This window comes from Pseudarthrobacter sp. AB1, assembly GCF_014926485.1.
In the GTDB taxonomy this organism is placed as follows: domain Bacteria; phylum Actinomycetota; class Actinomycetes; order Actinomycetales; family Micrococcaceae; genus Arthrobacter.
The window spans coordinates 1-15,473 of the sequence record NZ_PZKO01000067.1 but is presented as its reverse complement, the minus strand read 5'-3'; the positions used below and the strand labels follow the sequence as shown (position 1 = coordinate 15,473).

The following is a 15,473-nucleotide window of genomic DNA, read 5'->3' as shown; positions in this document are numbered from 1 at the left end:
GGCCCGGGATCAGCCAAACAGGACCGCTGCCTCCCGGTAACGGTCCTCAGGCACGGTCTTGAGCCGGCCCAGCGAAGCGTCAAATCCGACGTTCACAATGCTGGTACCGCGCAGGGAGACCATGGTCCCCCAGCGGCCGTTTGCAGCGGAATCCACGGCTGCCATCCCCAGCCGGGTAGCCAGCACCCGGTCAAAGGCAGTGGGGGCGCCACCCCGCTGGATGTGGCCCAGGACGGTAGCCCGGGTTTCGACTCCGGTCAGCCTCTGCAGCTCGCGCTCAAGGAGTACGCCGATGCCGCCCAACCGTGGCCTGCCGAAGGTGTCCAGGCCGCGGGGCGAGTACGGCGCATCCTGGCCTTCGGGGACGAAGGCTTCGGCAACAACCACCAAGGGGGCCCGCCCGCGGTCGCGCGCCGACTGCACCCACTCGGCAACCTGTCCCAACGGAACCCGTTGTTCCGGAATGAGGATCGCGTGGGCGCCCGAAGCCATCCCCGCATGAAGGGCTATCCAGCCGGCGTTCCGGCCCATGACTTCGGCGATCATGCAGCGGTGATGCGACTCTCCCGTGGTGCGAAGCCGGTCGATGGCCTCTGTTGCCGTCTGGACCGCGGTGTCGAATCCGAACGTGAAATCAGTGGCGCCGAGGTCGTTGTCGATGGTCTTGGGGACTCCAACCACCTTAATTCCCTGGATTGACAGTTCCTGCGCGGCCGCCAGGGTGCCCTCTCCGCCGATGGCGACCAGGCCATCGACGCCAAGACGGCGTAGGCTTTCGCGCACCGCCTCCACTCCGCCTGACTTAAGGGGATTGGTCCGCGATGTGCCAAGAATGGTCCCGCCGAGACGGGCAATTCCCCGCACGGCATGCCTAGGCAAGGGGACCAGGTCCCCTTCAAGCACCCCTCTCCACCCGTCGCGGAAACCGACAAAGTCAAAGCCGTGGGAAATGGCGCCACTCAGCACGGCACCGCGGATCACGGCATTCAGTCCGGGGCAGTCCCCGCCGCTGGTCAGGAGGCCCAGCCTGCTCATCTTTGCTGGTTCTCGGCCGCGGCGATCACCGGAACCGTCTTGAGGTAGGTGTCCGGGTTGAGCGAAATGGAATCGATGCCCTCCTTCACCAGGAATTCCGCGAAGTCCGGGTGGTTGCTCGGGCCCTGCCCGCAGATACCGATCTTGATCCCGGCTGCATGCGCCTTGTGAATGACTTGTGCGATCATCGACGTGACGGCTTCGTCCCTCTCGTCAAAAAGCCCGGCCAGCAGTTCGGAGTCGCGGTCAACCCCCAGGACAAGCTGTGTCAGGTCATTCGACCCTATCGAGAATCCGTCGAAGCGACGGGCGAATTCCGAGGCGAGGATGACGTTCGAAGGGATCTCGCACATCATGTAGATCTGCAGTCCCTCCTCACCACGGACCAGGCCGTTTTCTGCCATCGCCTTGATCACCAGGTCTGCCTCGTGGAGGGTGCGGCAGAACGGAACCATGACAATGACGTTGGAGAATCCGATTCTCTCGCGCACCCTTTTCAGCGCCCGGCATTCCAGGGCGAATCCTTCCCGGTAGCGCTTGTCGTAATAACGAGAAGCCCCGCGGAAGCCCAGCATGGGATTCTCTTCGGCAACTTCGAAGGAGCCACCTCCGATCAGGTGCGCGTATTCGTTGCTCTTGAAGTCGCTGAGCCTGACGATCACGGGATGCGGATGATAGGGCGCCGCGATCTTGGCGATGCCCGTGGCAAGGACGTCAACGAAGTATTCCTGCACGTCGCTGTAGCCGTGCGTGAGCTCCTTGATGCGTGCAGCCTCGCCGAAGTCTGTGACGCGTTCGGGATGGACCAGCGCCATGGGATGAATCCGGATGAGGTTGCTGATGATGAATTCCATCCGTGCCAGGCCCACGCCGGCCGCGGGCAGGCGCCACCATTGGAAGGCAGCCGAAGGGCTGGCGATGTTGACCATGACGGCGGTCCGGGTTTCCGGCAGGGCCCCGAGGTCAACCTCTTCGACATCGAAGGCGAGGGTGCCGCCGTAGACCTCCCCGTCCTCGCCGCCCGCGCAGGAAAGTGTGATGGGCATTCCCTCTTCAAGGACCGACGTGCCGTTTCCCGTCCCCACTACGGCGGGCACGCCCAGTTCCCTGCTCACAATCGCGGCATGGCTTGTCGGGCCACCGTGGTCGGTGACGATGCCGGCGGCGCGCTGCATGATGGGAACCCAGTCAGGGTCAGTCATTTGGGTTACCAGGATGGCGCCGTCCCGGAATTTGTCGATATCCCGGGCGTCCCGGACCACACAGGCGGAGCCGTGTGCGATCGATTCACCGATCGCCGCACCGGAGACAAGCCGAGGACCCGATTCGCGAAGGTGGTAGACGCGGAAGACAGACCCGCTGCGCCGCGCCTGGACCGTTTCCGGCCGTGCCTGGACCATGAAGAGTTCGCCGGTGGACCCGTCCTTGGCCCACTCCATGTCCATCGGACACCCGTAGTGGTCCTCCACCGCCACAGCCCAGCGCGCCAGGCCCAAAATCTCGGAATCGGTGAGCACCAAGGAGCGCCGCTCCCGGTCTGTCGTGTCAATGGTCCGTGTGCGCGCGTGACCGCCCCGGCTGTAGACCATCTTCCGTTCTTTCGACCCGATTGTTTTTTCGATGATGGGTGCAAATTGTGTGGTGGACAGCAGCGGCTTGAATACCTGGTACTTATCGGGATTGATGGTCCCCTGGACCACCGTTTCGCCCAGTCCCCACGCGGCGCTGATCAGGACGCTGCGCGGGAAACCGGATTCTGTGTCGATGGAAAACATCACCCCGGATGCCCCAAGGTCTGAACGCACCATCCGCTGCACGCCGATGGACAGGGCCACGTCCAGATGCTCGAACCCCTTGATTTCCCGGTAGCTGATGGCCCGGTCGGTAAACAGGGAGGCATAACACCGCCTGCAGGCCTCCATCAGCTCCCGCTCTCCGGCGACGTTAAGGAAGGTTTCCTGCTGTCCGGCGAAACTCGCGTCCGGAAGGTCCTCTGCCGTTGCGCTGCTGCGCACGGCAACCGAGGCCCGGGCCTGTCCTGTCCGTTGGGACAAGGCTCTGTAGTGTTCCCTGATGTCGGCGGCGATGTCCGGCGGAAACTGCCCTTCAAGGATGAGTTCCCGGATGGCTTCGCCGGCCTCCCGCAGGCTTGTCCGGCCCGCCCGGTATTCATCGATCCAGGCACGGATCCCCGGTTCGATGCCGTTGGCGGCGACGAACGCCCGGTAGGCGGAGGCGGTGGTGGCAAAGCCCTCCGGTACCCGGACGCCCGAACTTATCAGGGAGCGTGTCAGCTCACCCAGCGATGCGTTCTTGCCGCCCACGGCCGGCACATCGCCCATCCCTACGTCTTCCAGCCACACCACGTGAACTTCAGTCATCGTCGTCCTTGCATTCATGGCTCGATCTTCCCGGCTCAGCCGCAGCAGCAGCAGAGGCTTTGGTCCTGCGGACTCCAGGCAGGGGAAGGGCACTATCCGGCGTTGTGTCCGCGCCGCCTTAGCTTCTTGTAAGCCCAGTCGGCTGCCAGCACCGCCGGAACAGCCAAAACCGCAACGCCGAAGCCCATGAGCGGCGGAGGGAGTTGTCCAAGCACTGCGGAAACAGGCACTAAGTAAAGGCACACGGCCAAAACGCCGATTTCTGCCAGTACGGCCCAGAGCAACAGGCGGTTTGTAAGCCAGCCCTGCTCCCAGGGCGGCAGGGTGGCGCTGCGGCAGGCGAAGGCATTTGCCAGCTGGCCAAACACAACGGCGGTGAAGGCGGCCCCGGACGCCGCCAGCACCAGACCGCCATCATGCGGGTCTCCGCGCGCCCACCCTCCCCCGAGCAGCACCACGGAAAAGGCGGTCATTTCCATGACCGCTTCTACGGGACCCAGCACGCAGAACACCCGGAACATCAGCCGGCGGTCCATCAGATGCCGTCTTTCCGGCGGCCGGTTGAGCAGTCCTTTTCCTGGCGGCTCACCGCCAAGGGCGAGAGCGGGCAGCAAATCGGTACCGATGTCGAGGGCGAGGATCTGAAGTACACCGAGCGCGAGGGGAAACTCGCCGCCGGACAGTGCCCAGATGACGAAGGGCGTCAGCTCGGCAACATTGTCTGTCAGGTGGTAGGTCAGGAAGCGGTGAATGTTGGAATACGTGGCGCGGCCCTGTTCGATTGCTGCGACGATCGTGGCGAAGTGATCATCCAAAAGAACCAAATCGGCAGCTTCACGGGCAACGTCAGTTCCGCTGAGTCCCATGGCCACCCCGATGTCGGCTTCCTGGAGTGCAGGACCGTCGTTGACTCCGTCGCCCGTCATGGCCACGATGTGGCCGCGGCTCTGCAGGGCCTTGGCCACCCGCAGCTTCTGTTCCGGGGAGACCCGGCTCACCACTATGCCGTCCCGGTCGAGCAAGGCGCCGAGAACCTGTTCGTCTTCAGGAAACTGCGATCCTTCCAGAACCAGTTCCGGGGATCCCATCAGTCCGATTTCCCGGGCAATCGCAGCAGCCGTTGTGGGATGGTCGCCCGTGATCATCCCGACCCTGATGCCGGCTTCGCGGGCAGTCTGGATCACCTCGCCCACGCCCGGCCTGGGCGGGTCGTGGAGCGCGATCAGCCCCAGCAGGGCAAGCTCCACTTCGGCCTCCTCGGGAAGGCGCCCCAGCCAGTCCTGTACCGGACCGGGCAGCTCACGCATCGCGACCGCCATGACCCGCAGCCCCCGTGAAGCCATCGCTTCAACTTCCTCCGCCGCAGCGCCTGCGGACTCTCCGCAGAGCGGCAGGACCGATTCGGGTGCCCCCTTTACAAAGAGAGTGGCGCCGACAATGACCGATTCACGGCGACGGCGGGGATCAAACGCGAACCGCCGCGCAGGATTGGCATTCTCCGGAGCGGACCCGGAGAGCCGGCGCGCCAAGACATCAATGGCAGCCTCCATGGGATCCCCCTCCGGCCTCCACTCAGCTCCGTGGAGAACAGCCCTGCCCTGGGAGGCAGCCCGTGCCGCGAGGGCGGTTCTGGTGGCCGCGGCGATCGCGGTCCCTTCGATGGCGGCGTCCGGCTGGTAACCCTCCCCCGTCACCTTCACATGGCCGTCGGCTGTGTAGACTTCGACGGCGTTCATCCGGTTCTGCGTCAGGGTTCCCGTCTTGTCGGTACAGATGAACGTGGTGGACCCCAGAGTTTCCACGGCCTCCAGGTTGCGGACCAATGCGTTGCGCGCCGCCATCCGTTGGGCCCCCATCGCCAATGACAGTGTGACGGTAGGCAGGAGGCCCTCGGGGACCAGGGCTACGGCGACGCCGATGGCGAAGAGAAATGCGTCGCGCCAGGGGATGCCCACCAGCAGGGATACGAGGAAGAAGAGCCCTGCGACTGCGAGTGCGACAGTTGCAATGAGACGGACGATGCGGCGCAGCTCACGGGCCAGCGGTGTCGGCGGAGATACGGTCCCGCTGGTCAGTTCGGCGATTCCGGCAAGCCGCGTATTTCCACCCGTGTGGGACACCACGGCGTCTGCTTGTCCGTTGACGAGGAACGTCCCGCCCCAGGCGCTGTCCCCGATGGCCTTCGGAACCGCTTCACTTTCGCCCGTCAACATGGACTCATCCACAGCGCAGCCGGAGGCAACGGCAAGGATGACGTCGGCTGGCACCCTATCGCCCGCTGTGAGTACGACGGCGTCACCCGGGACCAGTTCACTGGTGTGAAGCCTGCGGATGTGTCCGTCCCGACGGACGGAGACGTCAGCCGGCAGCAGCGCGCGCAGTTTTGCGGCTGCGTGCTGGGCACGTTCCTGCTGGATGTGGGCGAAGATCCCATTGACGACGACCACTACGATGATGGCGACGCCAAGCTGCGGCAGCCCTCCGATGAACGCGAGGGCGGCGGCACACCACAGCATGACGGCGAAGAAATGCGTCAACTCCCCCAAGAGCTTCCGCCACTGCCGTACCGGCTTCGCGGTGGGAAGAACGTTTGGCCCCGACTCCCTGAGCAATGCTGCCGCGCGTTCAGAACTCAGACCGGTTGCATCCAGCCCGAATTGAGGGGAACCCGCTCGTTGCGTCACTGCTGCTCCAAATTCGCCGACGTCTGGTTCGTTGACAGGCTGTACCAGGTGGGCCCCAGCGTCTAGGGCCAAAGGTCATGGTCTGAGGATGATGCGGATGGTGTGCCGGCGTCGTGACCTTGGACCCTGTTCATCCTTACCCGCCGGGAACATGCTTTGAGGAAAGCCTGTGCACGTACGGGCACGCGAGGAGAAGATCATGGCCAAAGCCGCTGAGGAGAAGATCATCGTCGGCGTGGACGGTTCCGACGCATCCATCGAAGCTCTTCGCCAAGGGACTCGTCTGGCGCTGGCCCTTGGGACCCGCCTGGAAGCCTGGGGATGCTGGGAGTATCCGGCAGGTTATGAAGGCTATCTTGCTATGGGGGTAGAAGGTTTCGCCCGCGAAGCTGAGGAAAATCTGGAGCGTGCACTCGCGGAAGCCTTTGGCCCCGAACGTCCGCGCCATGTCATTGTCAGGCTCGTCCACGGATCGGCACGGACGTCGTTGGTTGGCGGAAGCAGGCACGCCTCTCTACTTGTGGTCGGACGCCGCGGGCATGGCGGGTTTGCGGGCCTGCTGCTCGGATCGGTCAGCGCTGCCTGCGTCGCCCACGCGCACTGTCCTGTCCTCGTGGTGCACTCGCCCCGGGCGGAAGAACCCGCTTCGTAGGTGATTCCCGCCGTCGTCCTGTTCTTCCTTTAGCTGGCCGCAAGCGGGAACTGCCGTGTATCGCCGGCGCCCAGAAGGACACGTTCGGAGCCGACCTGCAGGCAGATGGCGGGAGCGTCCCCAGTGGCTGCAGAGACAGTCAATTTCCCGTGCTCCAGGCTGATTGCGAGCAGATGATCCCGGTAGCGGACATGGAAGGACACCATTCTTATCCCTTTGGGCATCTTCGGAGCGAAAAGGAGCGCGTCACTGGTAATCCTGAGGCCGGCAAAGCTTCGCTGCACAACGTCGATGGTTCCCGCCATCGCACCAAGGTGGATACCTGTCCGCGTGGTGCCTCCTTGAGTGTCATCAAGATCGGCACTCAGGGCTTCACGGAACGTACTCCAGGCCCTGTCGGGGTCCCTTGCGGCCAACACTGAAGCGTGGGCGACCCGGCTGAGAGTGGAGCCGTGCGCCGTGCGTGCCAGATAGTAATCGACCGTCTCTTCGAGCTGTGTGGCGGACACGTCATAACCCAGTCCGGCCAGGAAGTGCGTCAATTCCTTCTCGCCAAGGACGTAAAGCAGCATTAGCACGTCAGCCTGTTTGGCCAGCCGGTACCGGTTTGTGCTGTCTCCCTCAGCCTCGAGGATCAGGTCCAGGCGTTCGATGTTTGTGTAGGCGTTCCGGTAGTGCTCCCAGTCCAGTTCCTGCAGTACTTCATAGCCGGCGAACTGGCTGATGATTCCATCGTGAAACGGTACGAACATCCGCTTGCTGACGTGCCGCCAACTCGCGATTTCCGAGGGATCTATCGCCAGACGAGCCTCGAGGTCCTCGAGGTCGTGACCGTGGAGCAGTGTCATAATCTCGCAGGCTTGGGCGCAGACCCATGAAGCCATGACGTTCGTGTAGGCGTTATCGTCCAGCCCGGCGCCAGGGTTGTCCGGGTAGCCGGTGTGATATTCATCCGGACCCATGATTCCCCGAAGGTGGAACCGGTCCGTTTCCTGATCGTATTCGGCCATGGACGCCACGAGTCGTGCCACCTCCAGAATCAGTTCGGCGCCGTGGCGCAGGAGCCATTCCCTGTCCTGCGTGGCCAGGAAATACTGCCACGCGTTGAAGGCGACAGCGAGCCCTGCGTGCCGCTGAAGATGGGAATAATCCGGTACCCACCGGCCAGAGCGCCGATTGAAGAGCCAACGGGGAGTCTCCTCCCTCCCGTCACTGCCGCTCTGCCAAGGGAAGAGCGCTCCCTGGAGCCCTGATGCGGCGGCGGCTTCCCGGGCCGCCGGAAGCCTGCGCCACCGGTAGTTGATGACGGAGCGCGCTACGGAAGGCATCCTGGAGGTGAGGAGGGGCAGGACGAAAAGTTCGTCCCAGAAGATGTGGCCACGGTAGCCCTCCCCGTTCAGCCCGCGCGCGGGCACTCCGGCGTCCAGTTCTGCGGTGTGCGGGCTTAGCGTCTGGAGCAAATGGAAAACATGAAGGTTCAGGATCAGCTGCACCTGTGGGCTGCCGTCGATATCGATGGCGAACAGTGCCAGCAGCCTCCCCCAGGCGTCCTCGTGTTCGGAGAGCAAGTGCTCAAAGCTTTGGTCGGCGGTCATGAGTACGTTCCTAGCGGCCAGTGCCGGCGAGGATACTGCCCGGTCACGGGAGGTGACCATGGCTGCAGTCCTGGTGACCACTACCGGCTCGGCGTCGGTCAGCGGAAGTTCCCAGGAGCGGTAATACACGCCCTCCTCCTCGCCCGGCTCGCCGTTGCCGGTATGTCCGGAGATTTCCGTGCGCAATGCGGTGGCGATCCTGATGTGGCTTTGGCTGGTTTCCACTTCAACTATCGGGACTGGTTCAGCCGGGTCTGATACTCCCAGCCGGACCAGATGATGGTGGGTCAGGAGCGCGTCTTCCGGCACATTCTCGTTGGTGATGCCGGAGTCCACCCCGCTGCGGATCACTACGGAACCGCTCCAGCCCAGTGCCGTTAAGGATGACCTGAGAGCCATCAGGTGTGGTTGGGCCATCGACACGAAACGGAGCTGGCGCAGTGCCAACCGACGCCCGTCAGGTGCCTCCAGTACCACTTCCCGTTCAAGGGTGGCCCTGCGCATGTCGAGCACCCGCCGTTCCCGGAGAATCTTCAGCCCGCCCCGGGACCACCAGTCCCTTCCGTCCAGCCGCAGGTCCAGCACCAGCCAGTTCGGCGCATTCACCATATGCTCGTCTTCGACATCCTGGCCCTGCACCCTACTCACCAGTCGGTTGTAGACCCCGGCAAGGTACGTTCCGGGATAGTGCACTTCACTCTTCCTGCTCTCGGGAGCCGCGCCGCGGACAGCCAGATACCCGTTCCCGAGCGTCGTCAATGCCTCCCGGTGACCTTCATGGGCGGGATCGTAGCCCTCATAGATGAGGCGCCATGGGTCGGTGAGAACCCGGCCCAGGTCCAGTTGGCCTACATCAGTCAGTACGACGTCGGCGCCTGCCGCCTCCAGTTCGGTTCTCCTGTCCGCCCTGTCGATGCCAACGACCAGGCCGAAGCCGCCGCGGCGTGCCGCCTCCACACCGGCTATTGCATCTTCGATCACCACCGCGCGGGCAGGCGGGACTCCGAGGCGGTGCACGATTTCGAGGAACACTGCGGGGTCAGGTTTACCGGGAAGTCCTAGCTCGCCCGCGATGACACCATTCATGACCAGGTCGAATGAACCCGAGAGGCCTGCCGCTGCCAGGACAGCTGAAGCATTGCGGCTTGACGTTGCCAGGGCCACTGGGATCCGTGCCGAGCGGAGCCTTTCAATCAGTGCGACCGTTCCCGGAAAGGTCCTCACGCCGTCACGTCCCAGCCTCTCCTTGAAAAGCTGATCCTTGAGTTTGGCCAGGCCGTGTACCGACCAGTTCCCGGCGGCGTCAGCACGGCTGCCTGCGGGCAGGGTGACGCCTCGGGACGCGAGGAAGGCTTCCACGCCGTCTTCCCGGGGCCTGCCATCCACGTATTTAAGATAATCACCCGTGGTGAACGCATCCTTCTGTGCCTCCAGAGGAAGCCGGGGATCCTGCAACACCTCATCAAAGAGTTGCTTCCATGCTCCCTCATGGACAGCGGCCGTGTCCGTCACGACGCCGTCCAGGTCAAAGATCACAGCGTCAAAGGGCGACAGTGCCGCGGAAGCGGTTGGTGACTCGGTCATGGCCGGTCCCTGCCGGCGGCCCAGGCGCGCACGAAAGATGCTTTGCCCCGCGGTGTCCGTTCCACGTGTTCAACCACCCTTACCTCCAGCGGAGTCTGGGCAGCCCAGTCGTAGGCCCGCGCATAGGAGGCCAGGACGGTCGCCCACTCAGAGCGGTTCCAAAGGAAGGTCCCGCGCCGCCCGGTGGTTCCGGCTGTCCCTGCGGCCCACCAGCGTCCCTTCCACGGTATTAACGGGTCTCCCCCACCCTGCGTCAAGGGCCGCAGCTGGTCCTCAATGACTGTGTCCTCGAAGTTCCCCATCAGCTCCATTTTGGTCACAGGTGGCAATTGCGACAGGGGTGCATTGAGCAGCCAAGCGTGATGGCGGCGGTAGAAGGCTGAACCTTGATAAGCAGCGTGGCGCAGTTCTTGTGGGGCCCGCTCCTGATGTTCCTTGATACGGGGTTCGTCCCACTTGTCCCGTTGCCGCCATGCGGCGCATTGGAACAATCTCCGGGGTACAAGGCCAATATCCATGGCCGGGCGAGCCTAGCGGCTTCCCGGCAACGACAGGGGCTGCGGTGCACGCGCCGCCGCCAGGAGCGCCGTTCCGGGATGGGAAAGCCTGTACCTCATTTGCGGCCCCCGCCTCTGAGTACGTCCAACCTCGCGGTGTATTCGACCTCGTCGATTTCTCCGCGGGCAAACCGCTCTGCCAGCACGTTCTCGGCATAGCCAGCGCCTGAGGTCAGGTCGCGTCCTCGACTGCCAGCTCCGGTTGCTCGGGCCAGAAGAACGACGGCGGCGATGACTGCGCCCCAGAACACCACGAAACTGATAACCATGAGGACGTAGCCCCAGCCGCCCATGTTCCCGTCCCAATACATCATCGCAAGTCCTCCCAGTAACGCCGAGGCAACGGTTGCACCAGCCTTGAATTTACTGTCGATACCAGCTGTTTGCCGCGCCAGAGGCTTTGGTCCCGCCGCCGTCCGAACGTCCCTGCCGGAGGCAGTCATAACAGGAACGAGGTTCAGAAGTTCCACCAGCACCGCCGTGCGCCCGCTCCTGCACCGCTTTCTAAGGTTGGCTTCCTTTTGCCGGACCCCTCGGGAGCGTCCCGCCGGAGTTCCCGTATTCAAAGAGGCCCTTCGGCCCTGACGTGACTCCGGTTTCATTGGTTAGCTTGCAATATGCATGAGCGGCAGCCTTCCGGGAGGTTACAACGGAATTCATGGCCGGAAGAAGCGGGGCGATCTTGGCGTGCCTTGTATCTTTCGGCTGGCATTGCAGCGGTTCTTTTCGTTGTGCTGTTGATAGCTGCTCTGGTTTGATTTCATAGCACCGCCGCCGGTCCATGGCGGCGCTGAGACGCTAGAATTCATTGCCGAGAACAAGTCTCTGTATATTGCCGAACAAATCCTTTGGATACTGCCCAGCATCCTGCCGGTAGTCGTGTTCGTCGCGCTCTTCGTGGCCTTGGCCCCGCTCGGCAGAAGTACGGCGCTTCTCGCTACTGTCGTAGGAGGCGTCCCATGGGCCTTGCTGTTGGCTGTGCCTGTCTCCAGCCGGGGCTCGCTGAGTCTTGTGTACCACAGCGACCGCTACTCTATTGCAGGTTAGGACGGTGAGCGGGGCGTCTTCGCTACAGCAGCGGAAGCGATCATTGCTGAAAACAACACTCCCGCCATCGCCGGGCTCCTTTCGCCCGTGGGCATTCTTCTCGTCTCGTTGGTCATGCTCAAGGGGCGTACTGCCGCGCGCGTTTGCCTGGCTGGGCCTCATAACGGGAGCACTGGGAATTCTCAGTGAGGCATTGCGGTTGTTGCAGCTCATCCGCTCAAATGGGGCGCCGATGATGGCCGCTTTAATAAGGAGAATGATGGACAGCCTCCGGTGGAAGTCCACGAAGGTGAGAAGCAGGGATAGCAAGTGAACCGACGGCGATTCCTTCCCGGGGTGAGTTGATTTACCCCCGTCGTTCTGCGCCGAATTGACCCAGGAAGCCGCGATGCCACCAAGGACCAGGCCAAGGCCGATCATTGACAACATAACGCCCAGGATGAGCATGACAAGAGAACGGCCTTCTGGAGGTCCTCCCCTCATAAGCGTTGGCTTCTGGTCATTGGACTCAGCTGGAACGTTCCTGGCCGGATGCCGCTGCCCTTCGTTGATCGGTGTTCAGCGAGCCGAACCTTGTCCCGCCTCCCGGCTGCAATTTCTTGCAGCCTCCGATTTCAGACGGGGGTCTGGTAGGGCCAAAAGTCACTGCCGTCCGGCGCTTAGAGGGATTGAGGACTGAGACGCGCCCCGGAACCAGCCTCGTCTCCGAAAACTGTTGAATAATCAGGTGGTGGACGCGTTATGGAAGAAGGATGTTCTCGGCGAGGGATTCGAACAGCTTGAACTCGCCCTCCCAGACAACGCCGTGGCTACGCTCGTGAGGTATAAGTCCGACGAGGAACCCGACACGGACCCTGTGGCGGCAGATGCGGACGTCCTCTACGTCCATGGCTGGTCCGACTACTTTTTCCAGCACAAACTGGCACGTTTCTGGCACCGAAACGGCGCGCGGTTCTTCGCTCTGGACCTGCATAACTACGGGCGCAGTCTGCGGCTTGGCAACACACCTGGCTTCGTCACCGACTTGAGGGATTACGACGAAGACTTGGCCGCCGCCTTGGAGGCCATGGGCCGCATCTCCGGCAAGCCTCTGATCCTGCTGGGCCACTCGACCGGCGGCCTCACCCTGAGCTGGTGGGTTCACCGGCACCCAAGGGTGGCGACTGCGCTGATCCTGAACAGCCCCTGGCTTGAATTTCAAGGCAACGAGATAGGCCGCCGCGCTATTTCCCCGCTGGTCCAGATCCAGGCTCGGCGCCACCCGCTGGCTCCACTACCCATCCAGGACCCGGGAATCTATTCACGATCTATGTCCTCAGAGTTCGACGGGCACTGGTCCTACAACAAACACTGGCGCCCTTACCGCGGATTCCCCGTCACCAGCGCCTTCCTCAACGCCGTGTTCCAGGCCCAAAACGCCGTCGACGCCGGCTTCAGCATCGATGTCCCGATCCTGACCATGCTCTCCACCCGGGATTACCTTCAACCCCGCTGGACGGAAACAGCCACCGAAGCCGACGTTGCCCTGAACGTTGACGTGGTCGCGCACCGCGCGCTTTCCCTCGGAAACAATGTCACCGTCGTGCGGATACCCAAGGCCGTGCACGATATCTTCCTCTCCCCTGCCCCGGTAAGGAAAAACGCCTACCGCGAAATGGAGCGCTGGCTCGGCGGATACCTCAACCGGCGCGATTAGGAACAGATATCCGTAGCGCCGCCACGGCACCTACGGGAAGACTTTGTACCCTGTTGCGGCCGGCAGACCCACGCAAGGCTGGAAGACAGAACCAACTGCTCAGGAACAAGCGCGCACTCAAGAACCATTCACCCGCCGTCGTACGGCTCCCGGAAGCTGACGCCGTCCCCGGGCCTTTCCAGGTCCGGCACATCCGGAAGGCACGTAAATGCTCAACCATCCGAAAGCCAACAGAATACTCTGGGCGAGGTGTTCAGGGATAATGGCGACTCAAGTAAGGATCCATTAGGGTCTCATGTGACCCGCGGCGGTTCCCCACGCTCAGCGGAATCGCCTCGGCGTGCCGGCGCCCTAGCGGGGGTGAGACGGCGGGAGTGCGGGCCTTTGCTATTCCGAGGCGCGTTGCCAAGCTGCCCGGTTCCGTAGGACGTATTCAGCAGCAGCTCGCCAGTGCTCGCCGTGGCCATTGACGTGCATATCCGCCCAGGGCTGGAAACCAGTACCGTGCGAGGACTTCAAAAGGTTGTACATGGCTGCCGCTCGCTTCCCCAGAGCTTCCGGCAACGCCCTACGCAGGGGCTCATCAGCCCCATAGCCGTCAACAACTGCACGTAACCTCAACGTAGCTTCTTCCACCGGTTGGCCTTCGAACAACACGCCGAAAGACTGAGCGGCATAGGCCAGATCCCAAAGTCGCGTGCTCGGTCCAGCAGCGTCCCAATCGATGAACACCCGGCGTTCTCCCATGATGAGATTCCATGGGGCCAAGTCGTTGTGGCACATCAAGTCCGGATTCTCAGCGGGGAGCAGCAGGTTCCACCCTTCAGAATCGGGAAGGTCCACTTTTTCGCTCGCATCATGAATCTGCCGAATCAGCCGGCCTACCCGCATGAGATCATCGTGTCCAAGTGGCAACTGATCCAGCGCAGATACGCCTTCTACGTACTCGATCACGTGTCGCCCAGCATCGTCACGGCCCAAGGGCAGGGGAACATCAACGCCCATTGCCCGTAGGGCACCAAGATAGCTCTGGACAGCGGAAGAGTTCTCTAGCCACGGCTTTCGAACTGTGCCACCAATTCGAACAACGCTTTCTGCCCTAACTCGGCTGAAGCCCACCAACGAGCGCATAGGCCCGGAAAGATGCCCTGGCCCCTCGGATTCCTCCGCTGCGATGCGGGTAAGGGCAATTGCTGCCAGGCCCGGCTGATCATAAACAAGTCCCATGCACCAACGTCACGGCCGTCAAGGCTCAGCTGTCTGTGACTGCCATGAGATGCCAGGCGGGCGAGCGGGGATCGCGCCGCAGATGGAATGTGCACAGCTCGGTGCTTGAACCGGGGCGGACCTGAACAAGCCAGTTTTCGGCGCTGACGGCTGGCCGGTCTCTGGCCGTGGCCACGGGCCGATCGCAGCTCGATGCCGGTTTCTTCCCATCCCGATGGGAGCGGGCCACCAAAAGCGAACGCAACTATCTGCGGAGCATGGCCGAGGACGGCGATGCCGGATCGAACACCGGCGTGGTGGCGGAGCGTCTGGGTACCAGCCAGAACAAGCTCGGACCAGCGCGGGCCGGCCTGATATCCAAAGGACTCATCTACGCCCCCGAGCATGGCCAAGTGGCATTCACCGTTCCTGGAATGGCAGCCTTCATCCAGCGCCAGTACGACGCACCCGCATAGCCGTTTAGCCAGCCAATACCTGCCGCCAGGCGACCTGAGCTGCGGCCAAACGGTGTTGTTGGATGGCGTTGCCCGCTAGGCCGTGACCCCCACCTTCGTTCGACGGATAAGTCACAGCCAGAGCTAGCCCGGGGTTTTCATCAGTCTTGGGCTGACGGGTGTGTTTAAGAGACGAAAAGGTGCTCTGACAAGGGAAAATAGGGGTGTCTACGCCGTTATTTCCGTGTCTTGAAGGAGCACCTTTTCGATGCCCCAGTCTACCAAGGTCTTCCCATCCGTCCCGGTCACTTTCACCGGCCAGTCGCTGGTCTCCCATGCCGGTGCCAGGGTCCTGACTTCATTCATTGACGCCCTCGGGTTCCGGGATCTGTGCGAGGACCGGCTGGGCCAGTTCGTCCCCGCGATGGCCTCGCACCGGCCAGGGAGGCTGCTCGGGTCGCTGGCGGTGATGCTCGCCGCCGGCGGCGAGTACGCCTCCGACCTGGACATCCTGCGCTCCCAGCCCGGAGTGTTCGGGAAAGTGCCCTCGAACGCGACAGTCTCGCGGTTCTTCGAACGCA

12 protein-coding genes are annotated in these 15,473 nt (G+C 62.9%); 4 read left to right on the top strand and 8 right to left on the bottom strand.

The features are described 5' to 3' along the window. Positions 1–9 precede the first annotated feature (9 nt). From DAD99_RS18200 to DAD99_RS18190, 3 genes are all read right to left on the bottom strand, one after another. Entirely contained in the window at positions 10–1,035 is a 1,026-nt protein-coding gene (locus DAD99_RS18200) for a 6-phosphofructokinase (RefSeq protein ID WP_193342635.1), read from the bottom strand. Beyond that, the gene (gene ppsA / locus DAD99_RS18195; protein WP_193342634.1) at positions 1,032–3,416 is read right to left on the bottom strand and encodes a phosphoenolpyruvate synthase; all 2,385 of its coding nucleotides are present in this window, start codon (positions 3,414–3,416) and stop codon (positions 1,032–1,034) included. The genes DAD99_RS18200 and ppsA overlap by 4 nt, the downstream gene beginning before the upstream one ends. A gap of 92 nt (positions 3,417–3,508) precedes the next feature. Beyond that, positions 3,509–6,100 (bottom strand): cation-transporting P-type ATPase, encoded by a 2,592-nt coding sequence (locus DAD99_RS18190; RefSeq protein WP_309233384.1) that lies wholly within the window; start codon positions 6,098–6,100, stop codon positions 3,509–3,511. 199 nt (positions 6,101–6,299) lie between these two features. Here DAD99_RS18190 and DAD99_RS18185 point away from each other — a divergent pair, with 199 nt between their 5' ends. Further along, entirely contained in the window at positions 6,300–6,752 is a 453-nt protein-coding gene (locus DAD99_RS18185) for a universal stress protein (protein ID WP_193342772.1), read from the top strand. Between the two features lie 29 nt (positions 6,753–6,781). On the opposite strand, the gene DAD99_RS18180 is transcribed toward DAD99_RS18185, so the two are convergent. From DAD99_RS18180 to DAD99_RS22065, 4 genes are all read right to left on the bottom strand, one after another. Further along, positions 6,782–9,931 (bottom strand): HAD-IA family hydrolase, encoded by a 3,150-nt coding sequence (locus DAD99_RS18180; protein WP_193342633.1) that lies wholly within the window; start codon positions 9,929–9,931, stop codon positions 6,782–6,784. After that, positions 9,928–10,233 (bottom strand): hypothetical protein, encoded by a 306-nt coding sequence (locus tag DAD99_RS18175; RefSeq protein WP_193342632.1) that lies wholly within the window; start codon positions 10,231–10,233, stop codon positions 9,928–9,930. The genes DAD99_RS18180 and DAD99_RS18175 overlap by 4 nt, the downstream gene beginning before the upstream one ends. A gap of 311 nt (positions 10,234–10,544) precedes the next feature. Continuing rightward, the gene (locus tag DAD99_RS18170) at positions 10,545–10,802 is read right to left on the bottom strand and encodes an SHOCT domain-containing protein (protein WP_193342631.1); all 258 of its coding nucleotides are present in this window, start codon (positions 10,800–10,802) and stop codon (positions 10,545–10,547) included. A gap of 484 nt (positions 10,803–11,286) precedes the next feature. Next, complete coding sequence (locus tag DAD99_RS22065; RefSeq protein WP_255527500.1) at positions 11,287–11,982, bottom strand: hypothetical protein; 696 nt, start codon at positions 11,980–11,982, stop codon at positions 11,287–11,289. 283 nt (positions 11,983–12,265) lie between these two features. Between DAD99_RS22065 and DAD99_RS18160 the strand changes: the two genes are divergently transcribed. Continuing rightward, on the top strand, positions 12,266–13,231 hold the full coding sequence (locus DAD99_RS18160) for an alpha/beta hydrolase (RefSeq protein ID WP_309233382.1): 966 nt from the start codon (positions 12,266–12,268) through the stop codon (positions 13,229–13,231). 387 nt (positions 13,232–13,618) lie between these two features. Here DAD99_RS18160 and DAD99_RS18155 read toward each other — a convergent pair whose 3' ends face one another. Continuing rightward, positions 13,619–14,236: a phosphotransferase gene (locus DAD99_RS18155; RefSeq protein WP_227008226.1), complete on the bottom strand. Its 618-nt coding sequence runs from the start codon at positions 14,234–14,236 to the stop codon at positions 13,619–13,621. Positions 14,237–14,625: 389 nt separating this feature from the next. Here DAD99_RS18155 and DAD99_RS18150 point away from each other — a divergent pair, with 389 nt between their 5' ends. Then, entirely contained in the window at positions 14,626–14,913 is a 288-nt protein-coding gene (locus DAD99_RS18150; RefSeq protein ID WP_193342629.1) for a hypothetical protein, read from the top strand. Between the two features lie 247 nt (positions 14,914–15,160). Beyond that, the coding region (locus tag DAD99_RS18145; RefSeq protein ID WP_193342628.1) for a transposase at positions 15,161–15,473 on the top strand (313 nt) is incomplete at its 3' end.

Coding starts and splice junctions, on each gene's coding strand:
- DAD99_RS18200 (WP_193342635.1), bottom strand. CDS start 1,035: ATGAGCAGGCTGGGCCTCCTGACCAGCGGCGGGGACTGCCCCGGACTG.
- DAD99_RS18180 (WP_193342633.1), bottom strand. CDS start 9,931: ATGACCGAGTCACCAACCGCTTCCGCGGCACTGTCGCCCTTTGACGCT.
- DAD99_RS18170 (WP_193342631.1), bottom strand. CDS start 10,802: ATGATGTATTGGGACGGGAACATGGGCGGCTGGGGCTACGTCCTCATG.
- ppsA (WP_193342634.1), bottom strand. CDS start 3,416: ATGACTGAAGTTCACGTGGTGTGGCTGGAAGACGTAGGGATGGGCGAT.
- DAD99_RS18185 (WP_193342772.1), top strand. CDS start 6,300: ATGGCCAAAGCCGCTGAGGAGAAGATCATCGTCGGCGTGGACGGTTCC.
- DAD99_RS22065 (WP_255527500.1), bottom strand. CDS start 11,982: ATGCTCATCCTGGGCGTTATGTTGTCAATGATCGGCCTTGGCCTGGTC.
- DAD99_RS18175 (WP_193342632.1), bottom strand. CDS start 10,233: ATGGGGAACTTCGAGGACACAGTCATTGAGGACCAGCTGCGGCCCTTG.
- DAD99_RS18155 (WP_227008226.1), bottom strand. CDS start 14,236: ATGGGCGTTGATGTTCCCCTGCCCTTGGGCCGTGACGATGCTGGGCGA.